We start from the raw sequence: 26,531 nt of genomic DNA on the forward strand, positions 1-26,531 counted from the left end.
TGGAGTAAGATATCATAAATTGGTAATAAATTAGGTTTATCATGCAACTTAAGCGGACATTTTCTAGTGCATCCTGGGAGTCGAAAGTAGGTTACTGTCGAGGCATAAGAGTCGGAAGCCATATTTATATTTCTGGTACTGCACCAGTTGATACCACAGGAGGTGTTTTTGCTCCTGGCGATGCTTATGCACAGGCAAAGCGCTGTTTTGAAATTATCCAAAAATCTTTACAAGACTTAGGCGCTGATCAAAGCAATGTTGTGCGAACTCGGATGTTCGTTACAAACATTAGCTGTTGGGCTGAATTTGGACGGGCACATCAAGAATTCTTTGGAGAAAATCCACCAGCTTCAACTATGGTAGAAGTGAAATCGCTAGTTGATCCAGCGATGTTAATTGAAGTTGAAGTTGATGCGATCGCTCTAGATTAAGAATGATAAACATCAAATATCTCATGCTAAACTAGGCTGAAATATTCCGATTATTCTAGTCTCCGTAGTGCAAACTTTCTTCCTCTAGCTGCCTGCGCCTGAACATCGTTAGTTTAAAAGAGAATTGTCACAAAATTTGGTAACGCCATCTGAGGAAGTCTTTACTATTACATATAGTTAAAAAATCAATAGTCTTAAACTGCCGATCAATAGCTGGAAGGCTGCATATGTTAGCTCCAATATTCAAGTATGCCTGCAAAACTTTCGGAATTTCCATATGATATGAATCATGGTAATTTTGAGGCAATTCTAGGCAATATTGTGAATTGGGATAAACCAAAATACTCGGATGCATCAAGCCATTCTGCTGAAAATAATTATAAGCGTAAGTAGCTTGCCAAGGAGATTGTGTTAGTAATGATGCACAGCCAAAGAAATATTGGTTTTTACTCCAGATGAGATAATTTGCTAGTCCTTTCCAGAGTAGTAAAAGTGCCTGACTGTTGCGGTATTCTTTAGCTATACATGCACGCCCAACTTCAACTGATGCCTGAAGCACAGAATTGGGAATTGCATTAAGATTAAATATATCGGCAGCATCAAAGCCTAGTCTTTGAGAAGCCATTGCATAGGTTTGCATTCGATAAGTTCCAATCGTTTTACCCGTTTGGTTGGAGATCAGGATTAAATGATGGCAAACTTCATCAAACTTATCTATATCCATCTGGGTAAAGTTAGAAGCAGAAAATCCTAAGCCTAGTTCAAGATTAAAAACTTGAAAGCGCAACCGAAAAATTGATTCTAATTCTTCTTCAGTTGATGCCAGCCGTAGGGTATATTTTTCAGTTTGAAGGACGGGGAAATCTTCAAGAGTGGGAGGAGGATTCAGTGAATAATTGATGTTGCATCCAGAAACTTCCATCTATCTTCCTACTTAGATTTGCGAAAATATTCTACTAGGATTTAGGCACTATACAAATAGCTCACATTATGCATTAATGTGTCGAAGCATGATCGGGACAGTTTTCGATAAAAGAACCTATAGAGAGCTTTTTTACTCTCTTGAATTAGGGGTAGAGTGCTTTTATTATGGACATTAATTTCCAAAAAATCTGGCAATAAGATACAAAATTTTCCTTTGATAAATGCAAGTCATACCATTTCACACAAACCCAGGTACATATAGATTTCTCGTAGGGGCACAGCATTCCTCATAGGTGTCAACTTAAGCTCAAACTCCTTTAAAACCTCGTTTCTAGCCAGAGGCTAGAAATGCTGCTCCTGGCGGCAGAGCCGCCAGCAAGGGAGGCGGAGCCTCAATGAGGAGCATTCCCAGCCGGAGACTGGGAACGAGGTACGAGGTAAAGTCAAAATCAGGGCAGAAAGCCCCCGGATGAATCCAGGGGCTTGGATAATTTTGGTTGCGATGCCGAAGGCGATGCCGAAGGCGGGCTACGCCTACGCAATCTGCGGTAAATGCACTCTAAAATACTGAATTAATTACGGTGATTGTTGGTGTAGTGAACCCTTGTACCTGCCCAAAGTAACTTCTCCCGCAGCGTCTGATAGTAGGAATTGTTCTCGCGCAAAATAATAAATTTAGCCCGACAATCTGCCATCCGCACATCAACGCGGTGTCCTGGCCAAATTGAAGTTCCTAAAACCCCATCTGTCCACAGCTTGGTACTCAAATCGTAATCCCCCAAAGGCCAAATACTCACCACAGAACCAGGGGGTAAAACGAGGGGGCGGCTAGAAAGGCTCATTGCACAAATCGGAGTGATGGTAATTGTTTCCATACCATCATGGATAATTGGCCCATTGGCGGAAACCGTGTAACCAGTAGAACCTGTGGGAGTAGCAATAATTAACCCATCCCCGACGTATTGATCGACTACCTCACCGTCAATTTCCATTTCCAGAATTGAGGTAATCATCCGATCAGCCGAGGCCGGTTTGACACAAAATTCATTCAAAGCCAGATAATGCTCACTCACTGGTTCCAAATTAGACCCATGACCATCATACACCGCAGCTTGTAACATCATCCGCCGTTGGATAGCATAGCGATCCTCAAACAGCCGATCCCAAACTTTCTCTGTATCCTGAAACTCTTCCACCGACTCAGTTAAAAACCCCAGATGGCCTCCCACATTCACTCCCAGAATAGGGATGCCAGCTGGGGCTAAATGTCTGGCACCAGTTAAAACAGTACCATCGCCACCGAGTACCAAGGCGAGATCGATTGGTTGAGCTGCTGAAGCCAAAAAGACAGGATAGGGATTGTCTTTCGGCCCGCTAGGCCCCATCAACACTTGGCACTCGCGACTTTCTAGTTGTTTAGCACAGATTTCTGCCCATTCTTTACTTCGGGCATCCCGCGCTTTATAAGCAATGATTACCTGCTTGAGTTGCACGCACAATTACCACTTCAGGAGATTAAACTGCTCCATATCGACGGTATCACGGTTGCGATAAATGGCAAGCACGATCGCTAAACCCACCGCCGCCTCGGCTGCCGCCACGGTGATCACAAATACTGTGAAAACCTGACCCTTGATTAATGTTGAGTCGAGGAAGTTGGAAAATGCCATTAAATTCAGATTAACAGCATTGAGCAGTAACTCAATTGACATCAGCACCCGCACAGCGTTGCGGCTGGTAATTAAGCCATAGATGCCGATGCAAAATAAAGCTGCTGCTAGTAATAAAAAGTACTGGAGTTGCATGAATCTGGGTATTCCTCCTCAAAAATCTGGCTGTTTCTCTGCGAATGAAGTCGCAAATCTTACTCTTTTGTTTCGCTGGTTGTTGATACCAGTTCTCTGGGGCGTTCTTGCAAAGTCAAAACAGTTTGCCCCAGTTTGGATGGTGTCAATAGGTCTGGCAAATACTCGCGACGTGCCAAAATAATTGCTCCTACCATCGCTATCAGCAGCAAAATGGAAGCCAGTTCAAAAGGCAATAAAAAGTCAGTGAAGAAATGTTCTCCAATCAAAACTATAGAACTTTCACCACTCACCACAGGAGTAGTTGAGTAAGCCCAGGGGGTTGCCAGCACCATCGTACTTAAAAGACCAAACAATCCTACACTGACTACACCCGTTAATACTTTCCGCACCCAAGAGTTGGGAAATGCTACAAAATCCTGCCGTTTGTTCACCAACATAATGGCAAACAAAATCAACACGTTAACCGCCCCAACGTAAATTAGTATTTGTGCAGCTGCAACAAAATCAGCATTTAGCAACAGGTAGATTCCCGCTATGCTGATGAACACGCCCCCCAGCATAAAGGCAGAATAGACGATGCTAGAGAACAGCACCACGCCAATGGCCGCCCCAATCATCATCACGCCCAGTATGCCAAGTGATACTAACTGTACTCCTTCCGCTAGATTCACTGTTTTCTGTCCTTAGTCAATTGTCATTGGTCATTGGTCATTGGTCATTAGTCATTAGTCATTAGTCATTGGTTAAATAACAAAGGACAATGGACAAAAGACAAATGACATTTATTTTTCTGTTTGTTCTACTAGGTCTTCTGGACGCGCACCTGGACGCGGTGCATCTGCGGGCAATCCATGTGGTTCGAGGATGCCTTTGGGTAGGTAAACTAGTTCGCGCAGTGGTGTAACCATTGGGTCATCTGTCACCTTATAGGGCAAACGACCCAGCGCCACGCTGTCATAGTTCAATTCATGGCGATCGTAAGTGGCAAGCTCATACTCTTCTGTCATGGATAGACAGTTAGTAGGGCAAAATTCCACACAATTACCGCAAAAGATACAAACTCCAAAGTCAATGCTGTAGTGATTGAGTTTTTTCTTTTTGCTGGCTTTGTCGAATTCCCAATCTACTACAGGCAGGTTAATCGGACAAACGCGAACACAAACTTCGCAGGCGATGCACTTATCAAATTCAAAGTGAATTCTACCGCGAAACCGTTCGCCAAGAATCAGTTTCTCGTAAGGGTACTGTACGGTAATCGGACGCCGCCGCATATGATCGAAGGTGACAGAAAGCCCCTGACCAATGTAACGCGCAGCTTGTACCGTTTCTTTGGCGTAATCACCAACTTGTTTTAGGAACTTTAGCATTTTGTGTCTCTCTCTTTTCAATTTTGGATTTTGGATTTTAGATTTCAGACTTAATCCAAAATCTAAAATCTAAAATTGGCTTACCCGCCAAAGGCGAAGGGAAAGGCTAGTTTCAGCGCGGCGGTTAATAAGAGATTAACCAAACCAACTGGCAACAAAAACTTCCATCCTAAATCTAACAGTTGGTCAATCCGTACCCGTGGCACTGTCCAACGCAAGAGGATGGCGACAAACACTAGTAAATAGGCTTTGAACACGGTCATAATGATACCCAAAGCCGCAGTTACTATCTGGAAGACGGGATTTGCTTCACTGACTCCCAGCCAACCAGCGATCAGGTTGAGGGGAAGGGGAAAGTCCCAACCGCCCAAGTAGAGAATTGCTACTAGTAGGGAAGAAAGGATCAAGTTAACGTAGGAACCCAGGTAGAACAGACCGAATTTCATGCCTGAGTATTCAGTTTGATAGCCTGCTACCAGTTCTTCTTCTGCTTCGGGTAAGTCAAAGGGTAATCGTTCGCATTCAGCTAGGGCGGCTATCCAAAAGATCAGGAAACCGATTGGTTGTCGCCAAATGTTCCAACCCAGGATGCCGTAGCCAGACTGCTGATTGACAATATCAACGGTGCTGAGGCTATTAGACATCATAGCGATCGCTAATACCGCCAGCGCCAAAGGAATTTCATAACTAATAGATTGCGCTGCTGCCCGCAACCCCCCTAAGAGGGAGTATTTGTTATTAGATGCGTAGCCAGCCATCAACAAACCAATGGGTTGAATGCTTGACAAGGCAATCCACAAGAATACGCCCATGCCGACATTGCTAATTACGATGTTCTGCCCAAAGGGGACGATCAGGAATGACAGAAACACCGGAATCACAACAATAATTGGGCCAAGGGTAAACAGCCAAGGGTCAGATTTGGCTGGTACTATATCTTCCTTAAATACCAACTTCAAACCATCCGCTACAGGTACCAGCAACCCAAAAGGCCCTTGGTATTCTGGCCCAATTCGCTGCTGTGCGGCGGCGGAAATTTTTCGTTCTAGCCAAGTAGCAACTAATACCCCCACTGTTGCCCCAATCAGCATCAGTATCATTGGCAGTGGCATCCAAATCGCTTTGGCTGTTCCTGCTGGTATACCTAAATCCCGGAGGGATTCAATAAAAGTTCCTTGGAGGTCAATTCCTGAGTTCATGTTTCCGCTCTTTAAGACATCGAGTCATGGTGAATTACAACTATTAGTTGAATTAATACCTGTAAATTCACCCATTTTTAATTTTTGCCCAGATGATGCTTGATTGAAGATTTGTTGCTAATTCCCATGCCTAGTATATCCTTGGATGGTTTTAGCCCTCTAAAGCGAGATGAGAACTTCTACTTATGGTTGGCATTGAGATTGGCTATTGAGGAGACGCGGGGATGAGGGGAGTAAGAATTTTAGATTTTAGATTTTGGATTAAAGAATTGAAATTTAATCCAAAAGACGCTCTCTACGAACGCGAATAGCGTGTCGCAGACAGACGCTCTTGCTAGCTTGTCCTCCGCAGGAGTACGCGGACTCGCTCTCCGTGGCGCTATCGTCAATCCAAAATCCTTGCATTGAATTGCCCCCTGCCCATTTAACGTTGGTCAATGGGGAGATAAGTAACTTCGTGCAGACCGTTATAAACCTGAGTCGGACGGAAAATCCGGTTTTCTGCTAGTTGTTCTTTCCAGTGGGCTAACCAACCGGCAACGCGGGCGATCGCAAATATTGGCGTAAACAAGTCTGTGGGAATTCCCATCTTCCTATACACCAAACCGGAGTAAAAGTCAATATTGGGATAAATCCCTTTGCTACCAAGTTTTTCCTCTACCACTCGTTCCATCTCTAGGGCAATGTCATAGAACTTGTCATGCCCAAACTTCTCAAACAGTTGCTCTGCTAGTCCTTGTAAGATTGTCGCTCGTGGGTCTTTCACTTTGTAAACACGATGCCCAAACCCCATAATCTTCGCTTTGCGTTCCAGACAATCCTCTATGTAGGGACGGACATTTTCCACAGAGCCAATTTTTTCCAACATTTGAATTACTTCTTCATTGGCTCCACCATGCAGGGGCCCTCCCAAGGTTCCCACGGCACTAGCAACCACCGCGTAAGGATCAGTTAAGGTGGAAGCTGTCACCCTGGCACTGAAAGTGGAAGCATTCATTGTATGCTCAACCTGAAGTATCAAGCAGATATCAAAAACTCGCGCCATTAGAGGATCGGGTTCTTTCTCATCGAGCATGTATAGAAAGTTGGCGGAGTAGTCTAAGTCATCACGGGGACGTATAGGGTCATTGCCTTTTCGCATCAGTTGGAACGCAGCTACCATCGTGGGAATGGTTGCTATCAGGCGTACCACCGAATCTCGAATATAGGCAGGATTATGTAAATCCCGGAGCGAATAAAACAAGCCTAAAGCAGCAGCAGAGGCTTGCAAGGCATCCATTGGGTGACCGCTTTCTGGAAAGCATTTCATCATGTCCCGAATGCGGTATTTTATTCGCCTGTGGTAACGAACTTCATGCTCAAATGCTTTTAATTCTTCCTTGCTTGGAAGTTCGCCCCAGATTAAGAGATAAGCAGTTTCCAAGAACGTACTTTTTTCTGCTAGTTCTTCAATCCGAATGCCACGATATTCTAGTATTCCCTTTTGCCCATCAACATAGCTGATACTTGATTGGGCGGCGGGAATGCCTTCTAAACCAGGCTTGTATTCGCACACCATCATGGCACCACCATTCGCTTTTTGAAATATCTGATCAAGCTAACTTACCAGAAATTATTGTCGCCATAACAGTAGCCGTTCTAACAACAATCGAAAATGTTGAAAAACTGTTATAGCAGGTACTTGGGTGGTGTCAACCAAAACATCTGACTACGACCCAGAGGAGAACCTGTTTCTGGTAGTTTTATCCCAATCATACCTGCTTTTTTCAAGACTAAGCTTGCTTTGACTTCCCCCCATAGGAGAATTTCTGCCCAATTGGTCAAATCAGGTTCGTGTCCAACCAGCGCCAGTTGGGTATTTTGGGAATAATTCCTCGGCTTTAACCAGTCTTTGAGCCAACTAGAAATTTGACCATCGGGGGCAAGGTAGTTAGATTCCTCTAACTGGGAGCTGAGTTTTTCTGCTATGAGGATTTCAGCCGTTTGGCGGGCACGCACTAAGGGACTGGTGAGAATTAAATCAAAGTTTAAACCTAATTTAACAAGTTTGTGGGCAACTTTCTCAGTTTTTTGCCGTCCTTCTTTGGTAAGGCTGCGCTCCTCATCCTTGATGCCTAATCCCTTGTCTTCGGCGATGCCATGACGAATTAAATATAGTTCCATACTTTTAGTTTTATTAGCGTAGTGGGGCGTAGCCCTTGCTTAGTTAGGAGTTACGCTTGGTGTGAATTAACCTATCCTAATCTTAATCATTATTACGTATTCGTTGATCTGCCATTTGTCCGGTACAGTGCAGTGTTATGAATTTAGGATCACTCAGATAGCCTTGTCAAAAACTCATCTGGCAGCATTGCCGGAACTAAAGAAGCCACAAAATCAGGTGTATTTCGCGTCACAATTATTTCTAAACTTGCCGTAAGAGCCGCAGCACTCGTTACCGCATCCTCAAAATCCTTAATTGGGCTATTCAAAGCTTGCCGAATAACTTCATCTGTTACGCTGGCAACTTGAAGGTGCTGCAATAATTTTGCTAATAGTTCACGCGCTACTTCATTACCAACTTGACGACGCAGAATATAGAAAATATTGGTTACTGCATGACCTGAAACATAACCTTGTACTTGATTCTGCATTACTGTATTTAATGCTTGTGCAGAAGCTACGATAAATGGTTGACGCTGTGCCAAAATATCGAGCAACACATCGCTGTCGAACAACACCCGTTTCAACCGTATTTCTCCTCTAAATAATCCACATAATTTTCTGTCGGATTTTCTTCTCCTAGCTCGATTACACCTATTAAACTCTGAGTCCAGGAGTCAAGGCCGGTTAAAGGTTCTAAGGTTGGACTGTCAGTAATAGACGATAGGGTTTCTTGTTGAGCCACATCTTTTTCAATCTGTTTATCCCAGGCTGCTGCATCGAATTCCGTAAACCAGGCACGAAATGCGGCGAGATCCTCTGGTGAAAGTAGACTAACATCCCATTCGACATTTATAAGCTGTTCGTCGTTTACGTTTAATTCTTTCTTTAGTTTGTCATTTCTTAAATCTCTATTTAATTCTAGTGCTAAAAGAAGGCTTTTATGATTGAATAAATTTTGGATTAATTCTTGTCGTTTATCCCAGGCTGCTGCATCGAATTCGGCAAACCAGGCACGAAAAGCAGCTAGATTCTCTGATGAAAGTTGACTAATATCGAATTTGACTTTCCATTCCGCTAACAATTCACGAACCAAATTGTCAAAATTATATACAACTGGCAACGTTAGGTTTTCAATATATCCGTGAGCAAGACGATTACGAACTTCAAAACAAGCTTGAGCAAGGTCAAATTGAGAGATTGATAACTCTCCCAAAGAGTACAGATGTCTTAGTAATCCTATAACTGGAAAACGTTCAATAGGAATTAACACATCAACTGCTCGCTTTCTTAACGCCCCCTCAAAAGTACTCCATAGCAAAAGGAAGGCTGCTTTAAAGGCTTGTTCAATTTCATCATTCTCAATCAGCCTATGAGCTTCGTGAAAACGATCAGCTAAATCTTGCCATGAAGGAAGTTGTTCGGATGTTCCAGGTAATGACTTAGCTTCTATGTTTTCAAGCGTTACCAATAAAAAACGCCAGCCTGGATGTTTACTCACTTCCTCTGCTAAAGCCTGTAAACGATCAACTGACACTCGGCTGATGCTGGTTTTTACTTCAATTACCAAACCTGAGCCATCTTTAATAGCAATCATATCTGGCTGGTAGTTACCCAAGTCGAATGGTAATTCATCTGTTTTGGGTTCACTGAAAACACGAAATCCTTGACTTTCGTACTTCTGTGCCAAAGATTTTAACTTTTCATCATATAGAGTTTTAGTATTGTTAATCATAAGTAGTTTTCCAGTGGTTGAGATTCACTCACTTTTACATAAACACACTCTTTACCTGTGATGACAGCACGCTGTAATAAAGAAGGTAGACTTATAATATCAATCGGATCAGACATAAAACGACGATGACTATCTACATCTGATACTAAACTATCATCTTCAAAAACTAAGTCTACAAGTGCATCCTGAATTGGTTTGATAATATTATCGATGTCAGCCGGAAACTCATCACAAAGATAAACTAGCGTCAGTTGTAAATCGCCGTATTTAATGGGACTGTTATCTTTCCAAACCTTTTGGGCTTCAACGCGCACAAAATTCTTCCATGCCTGAAGATTTTCTCTTTTCTTTGTCTGTAACGAAACAGGCCGTCTGGGAATGAGAAATTCAAAAGGTATTATTCGCATCCCAAGTGCATATCTTTATAATTAGTTAACAAAGTTACAGCAATTTTCACAAATGATTACTTATCATATTGAGTATGTCTACACTTATACAAAAATTTTACATGGTTATTCGTCAGCGTTAGGATAAAAGTCTAAGTCTAAAATCTCATCGACAGAAAAGGGACAAACGATCGCCAAGTCATCCTCTGATAAACCAGTCTCCACCATTGCCTCTCGCCGCGATCGCTGATAAGTAATATTAATCCACTCGGCATCATTTAAAAAACGGCGCAAGCTGGGACTTTCTTGCAGCAATTCATCCAGATTCAGTCGCTCACGGGTAATGGTCACTTGCCAATTGCGGCTGCGGTGTTCGGGTTGATACTTCCACTTCAGCAAATGCGACAACACTAACCGTAACGCGCTCTGCAAGGCACGCCGTTGACTCTTACCCAAGTCCACCACTTCCTCAATTAAGTGTTCTAAATCCAGCGTGTCCCAGTGGTGCGTAGGCGTAGCCCGTCGTAGACATCGCAAAAGCTCTGCTGTCTGCTCTACCCAAGCACAAAAATCTTGCTCATACAGAGTTTGTAAGATTTGCAGTTCTATAGACTTCATGGCGCTCCTTCTTCGCAAATAAAATAGGTACGCGCAAGTTAATTTTATTTGTGCCTACCTACTTAACATTAGGCACGAACTACATCCTCAATCAGTTCAGCTTCTATGACTAGACCAAGATTCCCGACTTTTTAGAAAAGTCGGGAAATATATTGATCACGAATGACTTAGGGATGCTATCTGACCAAACACTTTGACTCCAGCAATGAGTTAGCAGTTTGCCTTATCCTCTTCTTCTACTCCGACTGAATCGGGTTATCTCTGGGATTGACTAATCTCAGCAGTTTTTGCTTAATTTGAGCGTCGAATACTTCCCATTTCATTTTCGCATAGGCGGAATTTTCGTTGCTGCCAGATAAGAAGCCCATCGGAATTTCAAAACCGCCTGCGCTTGTCCTTCCACCGCCGAAAAAGCGCCCTGCACTATCTTGTCCAAAGGCTTCTTTGATGAATTCATCAGGGTCAAGGGTGAGTTTGGTGGTTCTCAGGGAGCCGATAACTATTTCTAGTTCTTCGTCTTCATCGTGAACAATGCCATAAACTACGGCGGTGTGAACGTTTTCTTCAGTGACCAGAAAATCAGCCGCTTGGGGGATGGCGTCACGGTCTTCGTAACGTAAGTAACCAACACCAGCGATGGAAAAGTTATTTTGGACGATGCGATTTTTTAGCGATCGCTCGATTACATCCATTACCCGCTTGGAACGGTTCGCCTGTAAAATGGCGTTCAGCAGTTGGGCGTCATAAAATCGGCTTAAATACGCAGCTGCCATAAAGTCTTCTTCTTGCGCTTGCATGAGCCGATTTGTATCCGATCGCAAGCCGTGCATCAAGGCAGTAGCGCATTTGACGTGTTGATTTATGCTGGTATCTAATGCCAGTAATCCCGTTTGCAGGTATTGAGTAAAAATTGTTGCTGTCGCTCTCACATAAGGACGGACATCCTCAAACTCTGATTGCAGATCACCTTGTATACTGTGATGGTCGATGAGGACTACTAGGGGAATTCTAGCCTGCTGCACCACTGATAATAGCTGTGAAGTGGTTCCCTGGTTATCAATTAATACAAAACCTTGATAACATGACAAATCTTTGCTTTTCAAGGTTTGCTGCGTCCAGCGTTGGATAGGTAAATTCGTCAGCCTCACCAAGGCAATATTCTCTTGATGGCTCAATGCACCAGCATAAATGATTTCACATTTGATATCATATTGCTGGGCAATTAACTGATAAGCCCAGGCACAGGAAAGGGCATCAGGGTCAGGAAAATCTTGCAGAATTACCAGTTGGCGATCGTGTCGGTGTGCCAGAAGGGTTTTTTGCAGTTCTTCTGACTTTTGTTGTGCCAGAGAATGACCACGGTTACTGAGATATATAGCTCCTTCACCTACCGATGGCGGTAATGAGGGACTCTTAAATGCAACTTCCACTGGCGCTTTCTCGATTTCAGGTTCCTCTGGGCTTGGCTCTGTGGTCAATGACAAACTCTCAAAGTGAGTAACGGGAGAATTCAAGTACATAGGGAACTTTTTTAAAGTGTGAGGCTCCTTTAATTCAGAAATACTACGTTCAGCAATTCACTGAATTTAGCCACATTATTATGATCTTCGCAAAAATATCAAGACATTGCACTCTACATCTGAGTATATTTTTTGTCAGTAACAACGCTTAACAATCAACTAAATTCCACTCTAAGGTGTATAAGTCCTGGAAACAAGGAAGTTTAGTTTATGGGCTGTATCTGGCAGTATAAATCTCTTTTAGAAGCTTTTTTGTCTTACGTAAATTGAATTACCGGGGTTTTTATCAGACTTAGGGTATACATTCTATCTTATACTTTCGGCTTAGTCCTTGATATTTGAAATATTCTTATGCTTAATACTCTCATTATTGTGGATTCTTAAGCAATTAACAATTATTTTTGATGAAGAATGCGTGTTTCGTATTCCCTTTGAAAATTCTGATAATTCTGAGTAGCGTTGGCTGCTGTCTTTCTTGCGTGGATTTATGCAGACTATTGTGTTGGTTTGTGCCGAAAAATCTGGTTCACAAAAACTGGACAACCCTGCTCCAACAGAGAATTTGTTAGGGCAAATGTATCCAATACAGCTTTAGCCAGACTCTAAAAGTCAGCACAAACGCCAAACTGTGACTATTTCTTTATACTTTTAGGATTAGTTATGTCATGTCAAAGACCTATAACATACTTTTGCCACTCTGTGTGCAGTCCACTCTTAAGATGTTTGCTGACCTCGAAATAGAGACTGCTATAAGGTTGGCGGGGAGGGTGACGCAAAGGCATATGAGCTTCGTGGGGAGTCCGACTGCCTTTTTTGACATTGCAACGGACACAAGCGGTCACAATATTCTCCCAGGTATCGCCACCGCCGCGTGATCGCGGTATTACATGGTCTAGGGTCAACTCATCTCCTGTGTAACCACAGTATTGACAGGCATGACCGTCACGGTGCAATATATTTCGGCGAGTCAGAGGAATTTCTTTATAAGGAACGCGTACATAATGACGCAACCGGATCACGGTCGGCAACGGGAAATCCGAATAAAGGAATTTACCGTTGTGTTCCACGCGTTCTGCTTTGCCCTTGATTAACAGAACCGCAGCGCGACGCCAGCTCGTTATATTGAGAGGTTCGTAAGAGGCGTTTAAGACTAAAACCTTCCCCATTTATCTGCGCTCAGGGTATTAGCTTTACATAAATGTTAACACACATATACCCTGCTAGGGAGATGATAATAAATTATACTTTCGGAATAATTTGGAAATTAAGTTATGAGTTAAGACTTAGTAACTTAACATCTTGTATCAATTCCAATATGAAGAGTAAACTTCCTATTTAATCTGATATCGCTTTTAGGAGCGTGTATAGATAGATAATTTGAAAGTTTAGCCATCATGGGATAGGAGTCAGTACAAATGTTGAGTCATAAACAAACCCCAAGTTTTGCTGATAGTCAGGAGTGTGATACCTACGCGTGGTTTTCGCAACGAGCCTGGGTAGAAATTGATTTAGGGGCGTTGTCGTACAATGTACAGCAATTGGTGCAGTTTTTATCGCCGCGTACCCAGTTGATGGCAGTAGTAAAAGCTGATGCTTATGGACATGGAGCGGTAACAGTCGCCCAAACTGTAATCGAGTCGGGAGCTAGTTGGCTGGGAGTCGCTACAGTTCCAGAAGCGATTCAATTGCGAGAAGGCGGGATTCAAGCGCCCATTTTGATTTTAGGGGCAACTCATACAGCAGAGCAGATTCATGCGATCGCACACTGGAAACTTCAGCCCACACTCTGTAGTCCTAAACAAGCTTTGGTATTTTCCGATACTTTAGAATCGATGAATTATGATTCTCCAGTCCCCGTACATATCAAATTAGATACGGGGATGTCTAGGTTGGGAACTAATTGGCAGCAAGCTGGTGAATTTGTGCAATTAGTGCAGCGACTACCACATCTTTCCATTGCCAGTATTTATTCCCATTTGGCAACAGCAGATGATCCTGATACGACGGTAATGGAAGAACAGCATAAACGATTTGAAGAAGCGATCGCCCAAATCAAAGCAATGGGAATTCAACCGCCGTGCTTGCACTTGGCAAACTCAGCAGCTGCACTCACAGATCGGGCATTGCACTACGACATTGTGCGAGTCGGTTTAGCCGTTTACGGACTCTACCCAGCAACCCATTTACAAAATTCGATCGACCTCAAGCCCGTTTTGCAACTTAAAGCACGAGTCACCCAAGTTAAAACAATTGCCCCAGGAACTGCTGTTAGCTACGGTCATCAATTTATTGCTCCGCGTGAACTTCGCCTCGCTGTCGTCGGAATTGGCTATGCTGACGGTGTTCCTCGCAGTCTTTCCAACAAAATGCAGGCATTAATTCGCGGTCAGCGAGTCTCGCAAATTGGGACAATTACAATGGATCAGTTGATGCTGGATGTCAGTGCCATACCTAATATCCAAGAAGGAGAAGTAGTCACCTTACTAGGGGAACAGGGAAAAGAACAAATTTCAGCAGACGATTGGGCAGAACAAGTAAACACTATTTCCTGGGAAATTCTCTGTGGGTTCAAGCATCGTCTGCCTCGTGTTGCAGTCATGTAATTGGCCAAACAGGGCGATTCAATGCAAGGATTTTGGTGAAGCAGCGCCAGAACAGGGGAGCCAGTGCGTTGGGCGGCTGGGCCGACTTGTTCGCGTAGCGTCTCCCCTTCTCCCATTCGTGAGAGGCTAGCGCCTGCCGTAGGATGCCCGCAGGGCTGTAGGGAGAAGCATCTGGCGTGGTTTCCCCCTTTCCTCGACTGCACCAACCCGTCTTGAAAAGCGTCTCCCCAACTGTTGGAGACGCTGCTTCGCGTTGGGAGAAGGGATTGACCATTTTGGATTAAATTTCAATTCTTTAATCTAAAATCCAAAATCCAAAATTCTTACTCCCCTTGCGATAAATAATTTCTTATGGTATGATAATAAACTGATGCGGATGTGGCGGAATTGGCAGACGCGCTAGATTTAGGTTCTAGTTCCGAAAGGAGTGAAGGTTCAAGTCCTTTCATCCGCACTTTTAATAAATTGAATAGCTTTATTTAGGCTGGTACTGATACTTGAGTTAAAACTTTAGGTATAGTTACCAGCCTATTTAAATATTGGCTAAATAAAAATAAATATTGTCAGTCCCTAAAACACCCTACAAAAGATAAGTTTTGGATTCTGTTTAATCTAGGTTTTTAAGTGTATATCTTAAATAAGAAACTTATTATTGTCGATGAATCAGTATTATTACTGTGGCCAACTTGAAGTTACTGAATGCAAAGTGGCTTCATATAGTACTTACTTGGTTAAGAACTAGATTTTACTTAAGTGTAAATACAGTAGTTCAAATATATTACCGTGAATAAAATCAGTATTATTCCTGTGGTCAGATTGGGGTTACTCAATGGAAAGTGGCTTCATCTACTCTTGGCATTTTTATGTCTTATTCTCGAAAGATGTCTGTAAATCTCAGTAACAGTAAGTAAATTAATAATAATTTACGAATTTACTGAGATTTGACCATTTAAAAATAACGTTGCTGTAGTTGAGTTTCACCACATTCTGAAATAGGAACGGATGTACTTTAAAGTACAAAAAATTCATACCTTTTACTTGATTTCAATTGTGGAATAACTCTGCACGAATTTAGCTGAAGGAAAGCAAATGAGCACAATTCCTATAGGTAGCTACAGGTTGTTCCAGAAACTACATCCGCTATCTCTGTTGGCACAATTAACCAGTCGGCGTGCTACAGGTTGCTTAAGGGTATTTACCGGGATAGTTTCTTGGGCAATCTATCTAGAGGACGGTAAACTTACTTATGCCTCCTATTCAGATAAACTGTTTGAGCGCCTTGACAGTCACTTGCGACGCTTGAGTCAGCAAATTCCTGCTCTCAACAGCGCCACTCGCGTGCAGATGCGGCTGATGTTTGAGACGAACAATGAAAATCAATCAATACCAAATGCGGATTACCAAGCTATTAGTTGGTTAGTAAATCAGGACTATATCACCTCTGTGCAAGCAGCAAGCCTGATAGACGAATTGGCAAAAGAAGTGCTGGAATCATTTCTGTGTTTAAAAGAAGGTAGCTATGAATTCAGGCCGGAAAACTCTTTGGATGAACTACCAAAGTTCTGTCGCCTAGATTTGCGGTTACTTGTTGAACACTGTCAAAAGCAGTTACGAAATCGGCAAAATATCCAGTCATCCATTCCGGCTGGTCGGGGTTCCCAAGTTTTGTCTACAACACAACCGTCTCAAGTTCAGCCACAACTGCAAATAAAACTTGGGCAAAAATTGCCGATTTCAATCAATTTTGATCTTTCTGAGCATAATAAAAATACTCAACTATCTGTTGGCAAAAAACTATATACAATTGCCTGCATTGATGATAGCCAAACAGTTTTGAATTCCATTAAACACTTTTTGGATGAAAACACATTTTCAGTTGTGATGATCAACGATCCGGTAAAAGCTTTAATGCAAATTATTCGGAGTAAGCCCGATCTGATTTTGCTAGATGTTGAAATGCCAAGTTTAGATGGCTACGAGCTATGTTCTTTATTACGTAAACATTCAGCTTTTAAAAATATACCTATCATTATGGTCACTGGCAGAACAGGCTTTATCGACAGAGCAAAGGCCAAGATGGTCAGGTCATCAGGATATTTGACTAAGCCTTTTACACAATCAGAGTTGCTAAAAATGGTTTTTAAGCATCTTGGTTGATTTAAACAAGGCAATAAAAATAACAAATTAAATTTGTTTAATTTATTTTTTTAGGAGATTTAATAGTGAGCCTGACTTTGCTTGGCACAATTATGATTGTAGAAGATTCTCCCAGTGAATTGGAATTAATGAGCCATTATCTTAAAGAGAGTGGTTACAACGTAATTAAAACTTCTGGTGGAAAAGAAGCTTTAGAAAAAGCTGCATTAGAAAAACCAGATGTGATCGTTACTGATGTAGTAATGCCAGAAATGAGTGGATTTGAATTGTGTCGTTCTCTGAGAAAAAATCCGATTACTGCAAAAGTACCGATTGTGATTTGTAGTTCCAAAAATCAAGAAATTGACCGTTTGTGGGCAATGAGACAAGGTGCAGATGCCTATATAACTAAACCTTACACGCGCGAGCATCTCCTACGTACTATTAAATCAGTGGTAATTTAAATCAATGACTGCTACAAACATTGCTCTTTCTCCAAAACCAACCCAAAATAACTTAGCAGATGGTTATCTTAAGTTTCAGCTAAATCAACAGACTACTGCTGTTTTATCGATGAGGCATACGCAAGAAGCGATTATTGTGCCTGTTGAATCTATCACCTCAATGCCAAATATGCCCCCCTCCATATTAGGATTAATGAATTGGCGGAGTCGGATAATTTGGGTAGTTGATTTGCCAAGAATGCTCAATTTAGAATCTCTAGATTATCGACTACGACAGTACAATGCGATCGTTATCCAAGTGGAATCATTGGTATTAGGCTTAGTTGTGCAAGAAATAAAAGGTACAACTAAGTTCATAGCTGATGCTATTCATTCTCCTATAGGACAAGTAGCATCCAGTTTAGTTCCTTATTTATCTGGGTGCGTTGTGCAACAGGAAGAAATATTACTGGTATTAGATGCAGAGGCGATTGTGCAGTCTTCTATTCTCCGCAGTGATTAGGGTGTACTACTAAAAAAAAGATTTTTAGTGTTCTTATTCACTTACTTAGCAAAAGTACTTTTATGTTTAATAAAACCAACACGAATCAAGGTAATGGCGCTCAAAATCGAGCATCAGTGATTTCATCGCAAAAAGCCACTGGGACTGTAGCAAAGCTGCCAAAGAAGCCGACTACTGGAACTGCTAATAGTTCATCTTTGAATCAGGCTATTGCCTATTTTACAAGGCTGGGATTGGTTAAAAAAGTAACTATTTTGGCGATCGCAATCGGTACAATACCACTATTAGGCATAGGCGCGATCGCTTTTAGTTTTGCCAACAAGTCGATTACTAAGCAAATTACTCAATCTCAACAAGCCGAAGCCACTGGCTTAAGTGATAAAGTTAACCGTTTCATGTTACAACGTTACGGTGATATTCAGGTAATATCAACTTTGCCATTTTTAACAAATCCCCAAGCTAGTGTAAGTATCACTATTCAACAAAAGCAAGCTGTTCTAAATAGCGTTGTTGAAGCTTACAAAGCTTATGACAGCATTGCTGTTTTTAATCGCCAAGGTAACTTGATTGTGCAATCTACAGGCGAACCCCTGGACAATCAAAAAGACCGTAACTATTTTCAACAGGTTTTGCAAAAAGATGCTTCTATAATCAGTAAACCTGAAGCAGCAAAAAATACAGGTGTAGTGAGTATTTATATAGCCGCACCCGTGAAAGAGACAAGGACAGGCCAAACTATTGGCGTGGTACAAGCACGTATGCCCGTAAAATCTTTAGAGGAAGTAATCAAAAACTACCTAGCCAATGGACAACAATATCATTTGCTCGATGCTTCGGGAACAGTTTTCTTGAGTCCACAAAAGCAATTATTGGGGAAACAGGCAAAGGGAGAGTATTCTAGTTTACCTAAACTCTTAGCAGCCAATAAGGTAGATAGTTTTATAGAAGTTCCCAAAACTGGCAAAAAACAACTAGTCAGCTACGTACCAGTCAGTAAGCTAGATGGCTTACCGGATTTAAACTGGCAGGTACTTTTATCTACAGACACAGCAATTGTATTTGAACCGCAAAGGCAATTGTTGTGGATTTTAAGCATCGGTACAGCACTGACAGCATTTATTGTGGGTGCGATCGCATCTCGGTTAGCTAAACTTACTACACAGCCAATTCTGAATGCGAGTGCGGCATTAGCCAAGCTAGGTCAAGGTAAATTCAATACCCGTCTGGAAATCGAAACAGAAGACGAATTAGGGTTATTGAGTGCAAATATCAACCAGATGGCCGAACAATTGCAGGTCTTAAAGGAACAGGAACTTGACGTTGAAGGGGCAAAATTACTCGCAGATATCACCCTACGAATTCGGCGAATTCTCAAAACTGAAGAGATTTATCACGCAGCAGTCAAAGAAGTTCAGCGATCGCTAAAAACAGACCGGGTAATCATTTATAGCCTGAATCCAGATACTTGGGATGGCGTTGTTGTTGCTGAATCGGTAACGGATAATTGGCCGAAAATGCTCGGAGTGCAAATTGACGACCCCTATTTTCGGGAACGTTATATAGAAACTTATCAGAATGGACAGGTGCAAGGGTTAGGTAAAGGCAATGCCTTCGGCATCGCCAATATTTATCAAGACCAAAGCCTGAAAAATGGCCGCAGTTACATCCAACTATTAGAAAAATTTGCTGTCAAAGCTAATTTGATCGTACCGATTTTTGCCCAAGAGCAATTTTTAGGCTTATTAATTGCTCATCATTGCGAAACTCCTCGTGTTTGGCAACAGCCGGAAATTGACTTGTTTCAACAGATAGCAACTCAAATCGGCTATGCCTTAGAACAAGCCAAGTTATTAGAAGAGATAGAACAATCTAGAAATGTTGCCGTAATCGGCTCAGGCGAAGAACGGCAACAAAAAGAAGCACTGCAACAGCAACTTTTAGAACTGCTCAGTGATGTAGAAGGTGCAGCCAGAGGCGACTTGACAGTGCGTGCAGATGTAACTTCTGGGGAAATAGGCACTGTTGCCGACTTTTTCAACTCCATTGTGGAAAGCCTCCGAGATATTGTTACCCAAGTTAAACAAGCTGCTACCCAGGTGAATACTGCCATCGGCTCTAACGAAGGAGCCATCCGCAACTTAGCAGAGTCAGCACTCACACAAGCTGCCGAAATCAACCACACTCTCGATGCTGTTGACAAAATGACCCAATCCATGCGTTCTGTAGCCGAAAGTGCCCAAAAAGCTGCGTTCATTGCTAACCATGCTACTCACACTGCTACCAAGAGTGAACACGCGATGGATTTGACAGTACAAAATATCCTGTCTTTGCGGGAAACCGTTGGTGAAACTGCTAAAAAAGTGAAACGTTTGGGAGAATCTTCTCAACAAATTTCCCGCGTGGTGTCCTTGATTAACCAAATCGCTATCCAAACTAACTTGCTCGCCATCAACGCCGGTATTGAAGCAGCGCGTGCAGGTGAAGAAGGTCAAGGTTTTGCCGTAGTTGCTGAAGAAGTCGGCGAATTAGCAGTACGGAGTGCCGCAGCAACTCAAGAAATTGAACAAATTGTTGAAAATATCCAACGCGAAACCAATGAAGTGGTGCAGGCGATGGAAATAGGAACCACCCAAGTGGTAGAAGGTACTCGCATTGTGGAGGAAGCTAAACAAAGTCTGAGTCAAATTTTGGATGTATCGCGTCAAATTGACTCCTTAGTGCAGTCAATTTCCAGTGCAACTGCATCTCAGGTAGAAACATCGCAAAGTGTCAGCCAATTGATGAAAGATATCGCTGCTGTATCACAACAGACCAGCGATTCTTCTCGCCAAGTTTCCGAATCTCTACAACAAACTGTGGAGATTTCTCAACAGTTGCAAGAGACTGTCGAGACTTTCAAAGTTAGTTAAGTTTGTCATTTGTCAGTTGTTTGTTTTTCACCACTTACTACTGACAAATGACAAAGAGAGAAGTCTGAGCGCAGGCTTCCGACCATCAGAGCTTCGGGGACAAATGACTATTAGCAAGAACTATGTTACAAGACAAAGAACTAGAAATCCAGATGCAGTTTCTGGAAGAAGCAACTGATTACTTAAATACTCTAGAAGGGGTATTGCTAGAAATCGATACTACTAACCGTATCGATTTGGATAAAATCAATGCTGCACTCCGGGCGACTCATTCCATCAAAGGTGGTGCGGGGATGATGGGATTTAGATCGCTAAGTGATTTAGCTCACCGTCTGGAAGATTCCTTCAAAGTTTTAAAAACTAAAAAAAATTCTCTAGAAATTGATACTCAGTTGCAAAGTTTATTGCTATCTGGAGTTGACTGGCTGCGTCAGATTGTAGAATTGCTTGCAGAAGGAAATGTTGTTGAAGATCAGTGGTTAAAAACCTTTTGTTATCCCATTTTTGATGAGTTGCACGATCGCTTGGGAGATCCCAGCCCTGAGGATGCCTCAACCATGCTATCTCCAGAAGATGGACAAGACGTTATCCCCTTACTATTTGGAACAGAAGTAGAAGAGTGTTTGCAGCGTCTAGAATCTATATTGGCAGATAGTGAACAGCCCGGATTGCATGAAGAAGTTGTGATCATGGCGGCTGAATTGGGCGGTTTGGGGGAAATGCTCCAGTTGGTAGCTTTTACCAAGCTTTGTGAGTCAATAACGCAGCAATTGGAAACTGTTAGCAGCGATCGCATTCCAGGAATTGCCGAGTTAGCATTGCAAGCATGGCGGCGATCGCAAGCTTTGATACTGACAAATCAACTAAATAACTTACCTACAGAAATTGACTTTGCTAGTTATACTCAAGCCCAGCCATTATTAGAAGCAAAAGTAATACCACAACTTCTCCCCACAGATATTATTGATACAGAAGTAGCGTCAACATCTGTTTGGCAACCAGAAAACATTAGAGAAAATTGGACTAATGATCAAGCGTTGGCCCAGCCCACTGCAGGTATGGGTACTAATTTTACATTTGTGGATGAAGAATTTACAAATGACGTGAATGTTGTCGATTCTACCGAGGAAGATACAATATTTGCTAGAGAAAATCACCCTCCAGATACCAGATTTGCCGAAACCAAAGGAGAGCCAATTGGCGTTGGGAAAGATCGGGAAATTCATGAAAATAGCGTCCGAGTTCCTAGCAAACAGTTAGAGCAAATTAATGATTTGTTTGGCGAACTGATTGTTCAGAGGAATGGATTAAACTCACAACTAGAAAGATTACGTAAACTCGTTCGTAACTTGAACCAGCGAGTACAAGTTCTCGACCGAGAAAACCAGGATTTACGTACAGCCTACAGGAAAATTTCTACTCAAGCGGGCATGTCTGTTGGGGTGCATAGAGACGTTGGCGTTCGCATTAGCGTCTCTGAAAGAGAAGTGGCTTATCAACAGACATCGCAAGCTGAAAACGGCCACCAAACCCAAGGTACAGACAGCGAATTTGATGCCTTAGAGATGGATCGCTATAACGAATTAAACCTGCGATCGCAGGAAGTTATGGAAACCATTGTTCAGGTACAGGAAGTTACAACTGATGTGCAACTCAGTGTAGACGATACAGACCAAATTGCTCGTAAAATAAACAAAACATCGAAACAGTTACAAACCAAACTAAATCACATTCGGATGCGGCCTCTGTCCGATTTAGTCGAACGTTTTCCTAGAGCTTTGCGCGATTTAAATGTAGAGTATGGGAAAAATGTACAGTTAAAAGTTGAAGGTGGTAACACTTTAATTGAACGCAGCATTTTAGAAGCTTTAAACGAACCTTTAATGCACCTGTTAAGGAATGCTTTCGATCATGGTATTGAAGACTTTGTTACCCGCCGCCTTTTGGGTAAACCAGAACAAGGATTAATTGAAATTAAAGCTACCCACCGCAGTAATCGTACTCTGATTACCATACGTGATGATGGTTGGGGCATTTCTCTGGAGAAAATTCGCACCCGCGCCCTAGCTATGGGATTGGATGCTTCTCTACTTGCTAATGCTAGTGATGAAGAACTGTTATCACTAATTTTTGAACCAGGTTTTACCACTTCCGAGCAAGTGACAGCATTATCTGGTCGCGGTGTCGGTATGGATGTGGTTCGCAACAACCTCAAACTGATTCGAGGAGATGTCACAGTTGATACGGAACCAGGAGTTGGTACTACCTTCACCCTATCAGTACCATTTACACTTTCCGTTGCCAGAGTTCTGCTAGTAGAAATCAACAAAATGGTATTGGCATTTCCCACAGATGTCATTTCAGAAATATCTTTACTCCAAAACGAAAGAGTTTTCCAAATGGCGGGTAGCGAAGTTCTAAATTGGCAAGGAACCATGCTGCCACTGATTCGCCTGACTAGCTATTTAGAGTTTAATTGTCTGCGCTACGATAGCCCAGAACTGGAAACTCCGCCAGCAATTAATGCTAACAGCGTGTTAGTAGTCAAAGGCAATAATCAGCCAGTCGCAATCCAAATAGATCGTTGCTGGGGTGAACGGGAAGTTGCTATTCGCCAAGTCGAGGGTAATATACCTTTACCTGAAGGCTTCAGCAATTGCACAATTCTCGGTGATGGTCGAGTAGTGCCACTAGTTAATGTCAATGAGTTGCTCTATTGGGTTGCTACGAATCGGCGGACTAAGAGAGGCACTCAATTACCATCAGCAAGGTTAAAAACACCGTTCCTGATTTTTGATGAAGAGAAAATATCAGCAGCATCTGTTAAGCAGAAAGGCACAATTTTGATCGTAGATGACTCGATTAATGTTCGCCGCTTTTTAGCCTTGACTCTTGAAAAAGGAGGATATCAAGTAGAACAAGCTAAAGACGGTCAAGATGCCTTAGAAAAACTCCATAGTGGATTGAGAGTTGAGGCAGTAATTTGCGATATTGAAATGCCTCGCCTTGATGGTTATGGCTTTTTAGGTAAGGTAAATTCAGACGTGGATACAAAAAATATCCCAGTTGCAATGCTGACTTCTCGTAGCAGCAATAAACATCGTCAACTGGCTATGCAATTAGGTGCGCGGGCTTACTTTTCTAAACCTTATAACGAGCAAGAATTACTTCAAACGCTGGAAGAAATAATTTGTAGCGTAGCAGGAAAGGCAGCTTCTAATTAAAAATTGATAATTAGGTTTCAGATATTTTCGTAGGGTGCGTTAGCAAGTGCCTTGGCGATTAGAAATCGCGGCTATACAAACAAAACCCACCTCCGTGGGTTAGGAGTTTGACTTTTTCGTTAGTCCACGCACAGAGGAGTAGTATGAATTCAGCGATCGCACTCTCCACAATGCACAATCCACAATAGGGTTAATTAACGATTTTTGCTATTTGCTACTTCCTTACAACTAAGAAATGAACTGGATAGTTGCTAATTAATTGCGTGATATACTGAGTTATGTTGGCAATAATCACCAAGCTTTTGCGAAATGGTATTTGTCACGCTTGAAGTAATTACTGACATAAACTTATCTGTAGTGAATTTATGGTAACTGTAACACTGACGGCTGTTGCTACTGCGATCGCAACTACACTTTGGACTAAAGCACAAGAGAAAATCGGCGCAAATCTTGGTGATGCTACATACAAGCTAGGTGGCAAGTTAATAGAAAAGCTCCGCCAAAAGAATAAATCGCCATTACTCACCAGTGCTGTAGAGGGAAATGAACCGCAGCGATTAGATTATGGTCAAGCAGTGCTGGAACTGAAAGCAGCAGCAGACCAAGACCCAGAAATTGCTCAAGCTGTTGTGGAAGTGGAAATAGCAGCAAAAGCAGAACCAAAGCTTACTCAAAAAATTCAAGAAATAGAAAATACCCTCAAGTCTCAACAGCCAACGATTCAAAATCTGACGCAGCTAGCAGAAAAAATCGGGGTTGTAAATCAAGGCACGGTCAATAATCAAACTATTAACCAGACGTTTTGACTACAGCCGTCTCAAGGGGAGGATGGGACAAAGTTAACTCCCGATCGCTGGCGTGAAGTCTGCCGTGAAATACTGGCAGAACGGCGAAAGCTGACTACAAATCCTCTGACATCAACTGAAGGAGCCGCCCTGCAAGTTGATGATGTTTATGTACCACTGGAATTAGTTGAGCGCAAAAAACAATCTAAACGTCAAGGTGATATTTCTCCAGAACAGGGGTCAGAACTGTACAAGGAGACAGAAATCACCAAAACATTTGAGCATGATGTTTTTCTTGAAGAAGTTCTCAAACAGAAGAATACGCCTAAAAGTCAAGGTAAGCGGATTGCGATTATTGGTGAACCAGGAGCAGGAAAGACAACACTATTACAGCAGATTGCTGATTGGGTATCTCGTGAGATTGACCAGTCAATTGTCATTTGGGTATCTTTAGCAGATTTGCGAGACAAGGAACTAAAATTTTATCTATTTGAGACTTGGTTAACTCAGGTGGCGGAGAAAACAGGTAAAGCTGAAGCCACTAAGCAACTGAAGGATGATTTTGTTGCTCTATTTAATCAAAATAATGTGTGGTTGCTGCTAGATGGATTAGATGAAATGTCCGCATCTAATCCTCTAACAGAAATTGCCCGACAATTCCGTGAAGCAGGGTTAGTTTATCAAGCGCGAATTGTGCTGACCTGTCGAGTTAATCTGTGGGATGGCAGTAGTAATGCACTTGATGATTTTGATACCTATCGCAGTTTAGATTTTTCTTATCCACAACAGGTAGAGAAATTTATTCACAAATGGTTTGCTGCTATTCCCGAAAGAGGGAAGAAGTTATGCACTGACTTGAAAGAATCAGGTAAAGAACGGATTCAGGATTTAGTAAAAAATCCTCTGCGGTTGACGCTGCTGTGCTTCAATTGGCAATCGGGAGATGGGAAGTTACCCGATACTCAAGCGGGACTTTATCAGCAATTTGTTGATGACTTCGACAAGTGGAAAAAAGCCGAATTTGCTACAACACCTGACCAGCGTCAGCAACTTAATGTCAAACTAGGAAAATTAGCTCAAGCAGCAATAGACGAAGCAACTCGTTTTCGCTTGAGACAAGATTTTGTTAAAAATTTCTTGGGAGATGCTGAAGATGAAAATTCGCTGTTGAAATTGGCACTAAATCGCGGTTGGCTGAACTGTGTAGGCATAGATACAAATAGAAAACCTGTTTACGCTTTCTTTCATGCCTCGTTTCAAGAGTATTTTGCTGCTAAAGCAATTGATAATTGGGATTTCTTTCTCAAGCACTTTCCTAAAAATCCTAGTCAAGGAACTTATCGCATCTTTGAACCGCAATGGAAACAAACAATATTACTTTGGTTGGGGCGAGAAGAAGAAAACCTCAAACAGCAACAGCAACAGTTTATCGATGCTTTAGTGAACTTTCAAGACGGCTGCGGTAAGTGGAATAGAGAAAATTTAGATAAAGGATTTTATGAATATCGCGCCTATTTTTTAGCTGCCGCAGGAATCACAGAGTTTAAAGGTTATTCTAGAGCAGATGAAATAGTAGCGCAAATTGTCAAGTGGACTATTGATGGTTTAAGTTCAATTAAACAGGAAGCTAGGTCAGCACTGCAACAGACAGACCGTATAAAAGCGATCGCCGCCTTGGTGCAACTGCTGCAATCAACTACTGTGAATGACGACACCCGTAGGCAGGCAGCAAATAGCTTAGGGCAAATCGGCACTGGCAATGAATTTGCGATCGCCGC

The 26,531-nt window shown here is 42.2% G+C and carries 23 protein-coding genes and 1 tRNA gene; 10 read left to right on the top strand and 14 right to left on the bottom strand.

Going from position 1 to position 26,531, the window contains the following annotated elements:
* The first annotated feature begins 41 nt into the window (after positions 1 to 41).
* A complete protein-coding gene (locus tag HWQ23_RS29825) occupies positions 42 to 431 on the top strand; it encodes a RidA family protein (protein WP_292836924.1) in 390 nt (129 codons plus the stop codon).
* Between the two features lie 127 nt (positions 432 to 558).
* On the opposite strand, the gene HWQ23_RS29830 is transcribed toward HWQ23_RS29825, so the two are convergent.
* From HWQ23_RS29830 to HWQ23_RS29895, 14 genes are all read right to left on the bottom strand, one after another.
* A complete protein-coding gene (locus tag HWQ23_RS29830) occupies positions 559 to 1,353 on the bottom strand; it encodes a GNAT family N-acetyltransferase (RefSeq protein WP_292836926.1) in 795 nt (264 codons plus the stop codon).
* A 574-nt stretch (positions 1,354 to 1,927) separates the two neighbouring features.
* Positions 1,928 to 2,848, bottom strand: coding sequence for an NAD(+) kinase (locus tag HWQ23_RS29835; RefSeq protein WP_292836928.1), 921 nt, complete (start codon positions 2,846 to 2,848; stop codon positions 1,928 to 1,930).
* Positions 2,849 to 2,854: 6 nt separating this feature from the next.
* Positions 2,855 to 3,160, bottom strand: a complete 306-nt coding sequence (gene nuoK / locus HWQ23_RS29840; protein WP_006199065.1) for an NADH-quinone oxidoreductase subunit NuoK — start codon at positions 3,158 to 3,160, stop codon at positions 2,855 to 2,857.
* 59 nt (positions 3,161 to 3,219) lie between these two features.
* Complete coding sequence (locus tag HWQ23_RS29845) at positions 3,220 to 3,834, bottom strand: NADH-quinone oxidoreductase subunit J (RefSeq protein ID WP_292836930.1); 615 nt, start codon at positions 3,832 to 3,834, stop codon at positions 3,220 to 3,222.
* A 111-nt stretch (positions 3,835 to 3,945) separates the two neighbouring features.
* A complete protein-coding gene (ndhI, locus tag HWQ23_RS29850) occupies positions 3,946 to 4,530 on the bottom strand; it encodes an NAD(P)H-quinone oxidoreductase subunit I (protein ID WP_292836932.1) in 585 nt (194 codons plus the stop codon).
* Positions 4,531 to 4,610: 80 nt separating this feature from the next.
* Positions 4,611 to 5,729, bottom strand: a complete 1,119-nt coding sequence (gene nuoH, locus HWQ23_RS29855; RefSeq protein ID WP_292836934.1) for an NADH-quinone oxidoreductase subunit NuoH — start codon at positions 5,727 to 5,729, stop codon at positions 4,611 to 4,613.
* Between the two features lie 424 nt (positions 5,730 to 6,153).
* Positions 6,154 to 7,290 carry a citrate synthase gene (locus tag HWQ23_RS29860; protein WP_292836936.1) on the bottom strand — a complete coding sequence of 379 codons (1,137 nt, stop codon included), beginning with the start codon at positions 7,288 to 7,290 and terminating at the stop codon, positions 6,154 to 6,156.
* A 107-nt stretch (positions 7,291 to 7,397) separates the two neighbouring features.
* Positions 7,398 to 7,892, bottom strand: a complete 495-nt coding sequence (gene sixA / locus HWQ23_RS29865) for a phosphohistidine phosphatase SixA (protein WP_292836938.1) — start codon at positions 7,890 to 7,892, stop codon at positions 7,398 to 7,400.
* 149 nt (positions 7,893 to 8,041) lie between these two features.
* Positions 8,042 to 8,449 carry a PIN domain-containing protein gene (locus tag HWQ23_RS29870; protein WP_292836962.1) on the bottom strand — a complete coding sequence of 136 codons (408 nt, stop codon included), beginning with the start codon at positions 8,447 to 8,449 and terminating at the stop codon, positions 8,042 to 8,044.
* A 5-nt stretch (positions 8,450 to 8,454) separates the two neighbouring features.
* On the bottom strand, positions 8,455 to 9,606 hold the full coding sequence (locus HWQ23_RS29875) for a hypothetical protein (RefSeq protein ID WP_292836940.1): 1,152 nt from the start codon (positions 9,604 to 9,606) through the stop codon (positions 8,455 to 8,457).
* Positions 9,603 to 10,013, bottom strand: coding sequence for a RusA family crossover junction endodeoxyribonuclease (locus HWQ23_RS29880; RefSeq protein ID WP_292836942.1), 411 nt, complete (start codon positions 10,011 to 10,013; stop codon positions 9,603 to 9,605). Before HWQ23_RS29880 ends, HWQ23_RS29875 begins: the two co-directional genes overlap by 4 nt.
* A gap of 105 nt (positions 10,014 to 10,118) precedes the next feature.
* Positions 10,119 to 10,610 carry a DUF29 domain-containing protein gene (locus HWQ23_RS29885; RefSeq protein ID WP_292836944.1) on the bottom strand — a complete coding sequence of 164 codons (492 nt, stop codon included), beginning with the start codon at positions 10,608 to 10,610 and terminating at the stop codon, positions 10,119 to 10,121.
* A 236-nt stretch (positions 10,611 to 10,846) separates the two neighbouring features.
* Complete coding sequence (locus HWQ23_RS29890) at positions 10,847 to 12,130, bottom strand: DHH family phosphoesterase (protein ID WP_292836946.1); 1,284 nt, start codon at positions 12,128 to 12,130, stop codon at positions 10,847 to 10,849.
* Positions 12,131 to 12,798: 668 nt separating this feature from the next.
* Positions 12,799 to 13,296 (bottom strand): HNH endonuclease, encoded by a 498-nt coding sequence (locus tag HWQ23_RS29895; RefSeq protein WP_181928621.1) that lies wholly within the window; start codon positions 13,294 to 13,296, stop codon positions 12,799 to 12,801.
* A gap of 249 nt (positions 13,297 to 13,545) precedes the next feature.
* Here HWQ23_RS29895 and alr point away from each other — a divergent pair, with 249 nt between their 5' ends.
* The 9 genes from alr to HWQ23_RS29940 all read left to right on the top strand — a co-directional run.
* Entirely contained in the window at positions 13,546 to 14,733 is a 1,188-nt protein-coding gene (alr, locus tag HWQ23_RS29900) for an alanine racemase (protein ID WP_292836948.1), read from the top strand.
* 372 nt (positions 14,734 to 15,105) lie between these two features.
* Positions 15,106 to 15,187 (top strand) — tRNA-Leu (locus tag HWQ23_RS29905).
* A gap of 635 nt (positions 15,188 to 15,822) precedes the next feature.
* A complete protein-coding gene (locus HWQ23_RS29910) occupies positions 15,823 to 16,890 on the top strand; it encodes a response regulator (RefSeq protein ID WP_292836950.1) in 1,068 nt (355 codons plus the stop codon).
* A 65-nt stretch (positions 16,891 to 16,955) separates the two neighbouring features.
* Positions 16,956 to 17,333, top strand: a complete 378-nt coding sequence (locus HWQ23_RS29915; protein WP_292836952.1) for a response regulator — start codon at positions 16,956 to 16,958, stop codon at positions 17,331 to 17,333.
* Positions 17,334 to 17,337: 4 nt separating this feature from the next.
* On the top strand, positions 17,338 to 17,835 hold the full coding sequence (locus HWQ23_RS29920) for a chemotaxis protein CheW (protein ID WP_292836954.1): 498 nt from the start codon (positions 17,338 to 17,340) through the stop codon (positions 17,833 to 17,835).
* Positions 17,836 to 17,897: 62 nt separating this feature from the next.
* The gene (locus tag HWQ23_RS29925) at positions 17,898 to 20,744 is read left to right on the top strand and encodes a methyl-accepting chemotaxis protein (RefSeq protein ID WP_292836956.1); all 2,847 of its coding nucleotides are present in this window, start codon (positions 17,898 to 17,900) and stop codon (positions 20,742 to 20,744) included.
* 122 nt (positions 20,745 to 20,866) lie between these two features.
* Positions 20,867 to 23,968, top strand: coding sequence for a hybrid sensor histidine kinase/response regulator (locus HWQ23_RS29930; protein ID WP_292836958.1), 3,102 nt, complete (start codon positions 20,867 to 20,869; stop codon positions 23,966 to 23,968).
* A gap of 365 nt (positions 23,969 to 24,333) precedes the next feature.
* Complete coding sequence (locus HWQ23_RS29935) at positions 24,334 to 24,774, top strand: hypothetical protein (protein WP_292836960.1); 441 nt, start codon at positions 24,334 to 24,336, stop codon at positions 24,772 to 24,774.
* 156 nt (positions 24,775 to 24,930) lie between these two features.
* Positions 24,931 to 26,531 (top strand): NACHT domain-containing protein (locus HWQ23_RS29940; protein WP_292836964.1); only part of this gene is annotated, 1,601 nt, incomplete at its 3' end.

Source organism: Nostoc sp. JL33, from assembly GCF_017114985.1.
Lineage (GTDB): Bacteria > Cyanobacteriota > Cyanobacteriia > Cyanobacteriales > Nostocaceae > Nostoc.

Coding starts and splice junctions, on each gene's coding strand:
- HWQ23_RS29825 (WP_292836924.1), top strand. CDS start 42: ATGCAACTTAAGCGGACATTTTCTAGTGCATCCTGGGAGTCGAAAGTA.
- HWQ23_RS29830 (WP_292836926.1), bottom strand. CDS start 1,353: ATGGAAGTTTCTGGATGCAACATCAATTATTCACTGAATCCTCCTCCC.
- nuoK (WP_006199065.1), bottom strand. CDS start 3,160: ATGCAACTCCAGTACTTTTTATTACTAGCAGCAGCTTTATTTTGCATC.
- ndhI (WP_292836932.1), bottom strand. CDS start 4,530: ATGCTAAAGTTCCTAAAACAAGTTGGTGATTACGCCAAAGAAACGGTA.
- nuoH (WP_292836934.1), bottom strand. CDS start 5,729: ATGAACTCAGGAATTGACCTCCAAGGAACTTTTATTGAATCCCTCCGG.
- HWQ23_RS29860 (WP_292836936.1), bottom strand. CDS start 7,290: ATGATGGTGTGCGAATACAAGCCTGGTTTAGAAGGCATTCCCGCCGCC.
- sixA (WP_292836938.1), bottom strand. CDS start 7,892: ATGGAACTATATTTAATTCGTCATGGCATCGCCGAAGACAAGGGATTA.
- HWQ23_RS29875 (WP_292836940.1), bottom strand. CDS start 9,606: ATGATTAACAATACTAAAACTCTATATGATGAAAAGTTAAAATCTTTG.
- HWQ23_RS29880 (WP_292836942.1), bottom strand. CDS start 10,013: ATGCGAATAATACCTTTTGAATTTCTCATTCCCAGACGGCCTGTTTCG.
- HWQ23_RS29885 (WP_292836944.1), bottom strand. CDS start 10,610: ATGAAGTCTATAGAACTGCAAATCTTACAAACTCTGTATGAGCAAGAT.
- HWQ23_RS29890 (WP_292836946.1), bottom strand. CDS start 12,130: ATGTACTTGAATTCTCCCGTTACTCACTTTGAGAGTTTGTCATTGACC.
- HWQ23_RS29895 (WP_181928621.1), bottom strand. CDS start 13,296: ATGGGGAAGGTTTTAGTCTTAAACGCCTCTTACGAACCTCTCAATATA.
- alr (WP_292836948.1), top strand. CDS start 13,546: ATGTTGAGTCATAAACAAACCCCAAGTTTTGCTGATAGTCAGGAGTGT.
- HWQ23_RS29910 (WP_292836950.1), top strand. CDS start 15,823: ATGAGCACAATTCCTATAGGTAGCTACAGGTTGTTCCAGAAACTACAT.
- HWQ23_RS29920 (WP_292836954.1), top strand. CDS start 17,338: ATGACTGCTACAAACATTGCTCTTTCTCCAAAACCAACCCAAAATAAC.
- HWQ23_RS29925 (WP_292836956.1), top strand. CDS start 17,898: ATGTTTAATAAAACCAACACGAATCAAGGTAATGGCGCTCAAAATCGA.
- HWQ23_RS29930 (WP_292836958.1), top strand. CDS start 20,867: ATGTTACAAGACAAAGAACTAGAAATCCAGATGCAGTTTCTGGAAGAA.
- HWQ23_RS29935 (WP_292836960.1), top strand. CDS start 24,334: ATGGTAACTGTAACACTGACGGCTGTTGCTACTGCGATCGCAACTACA.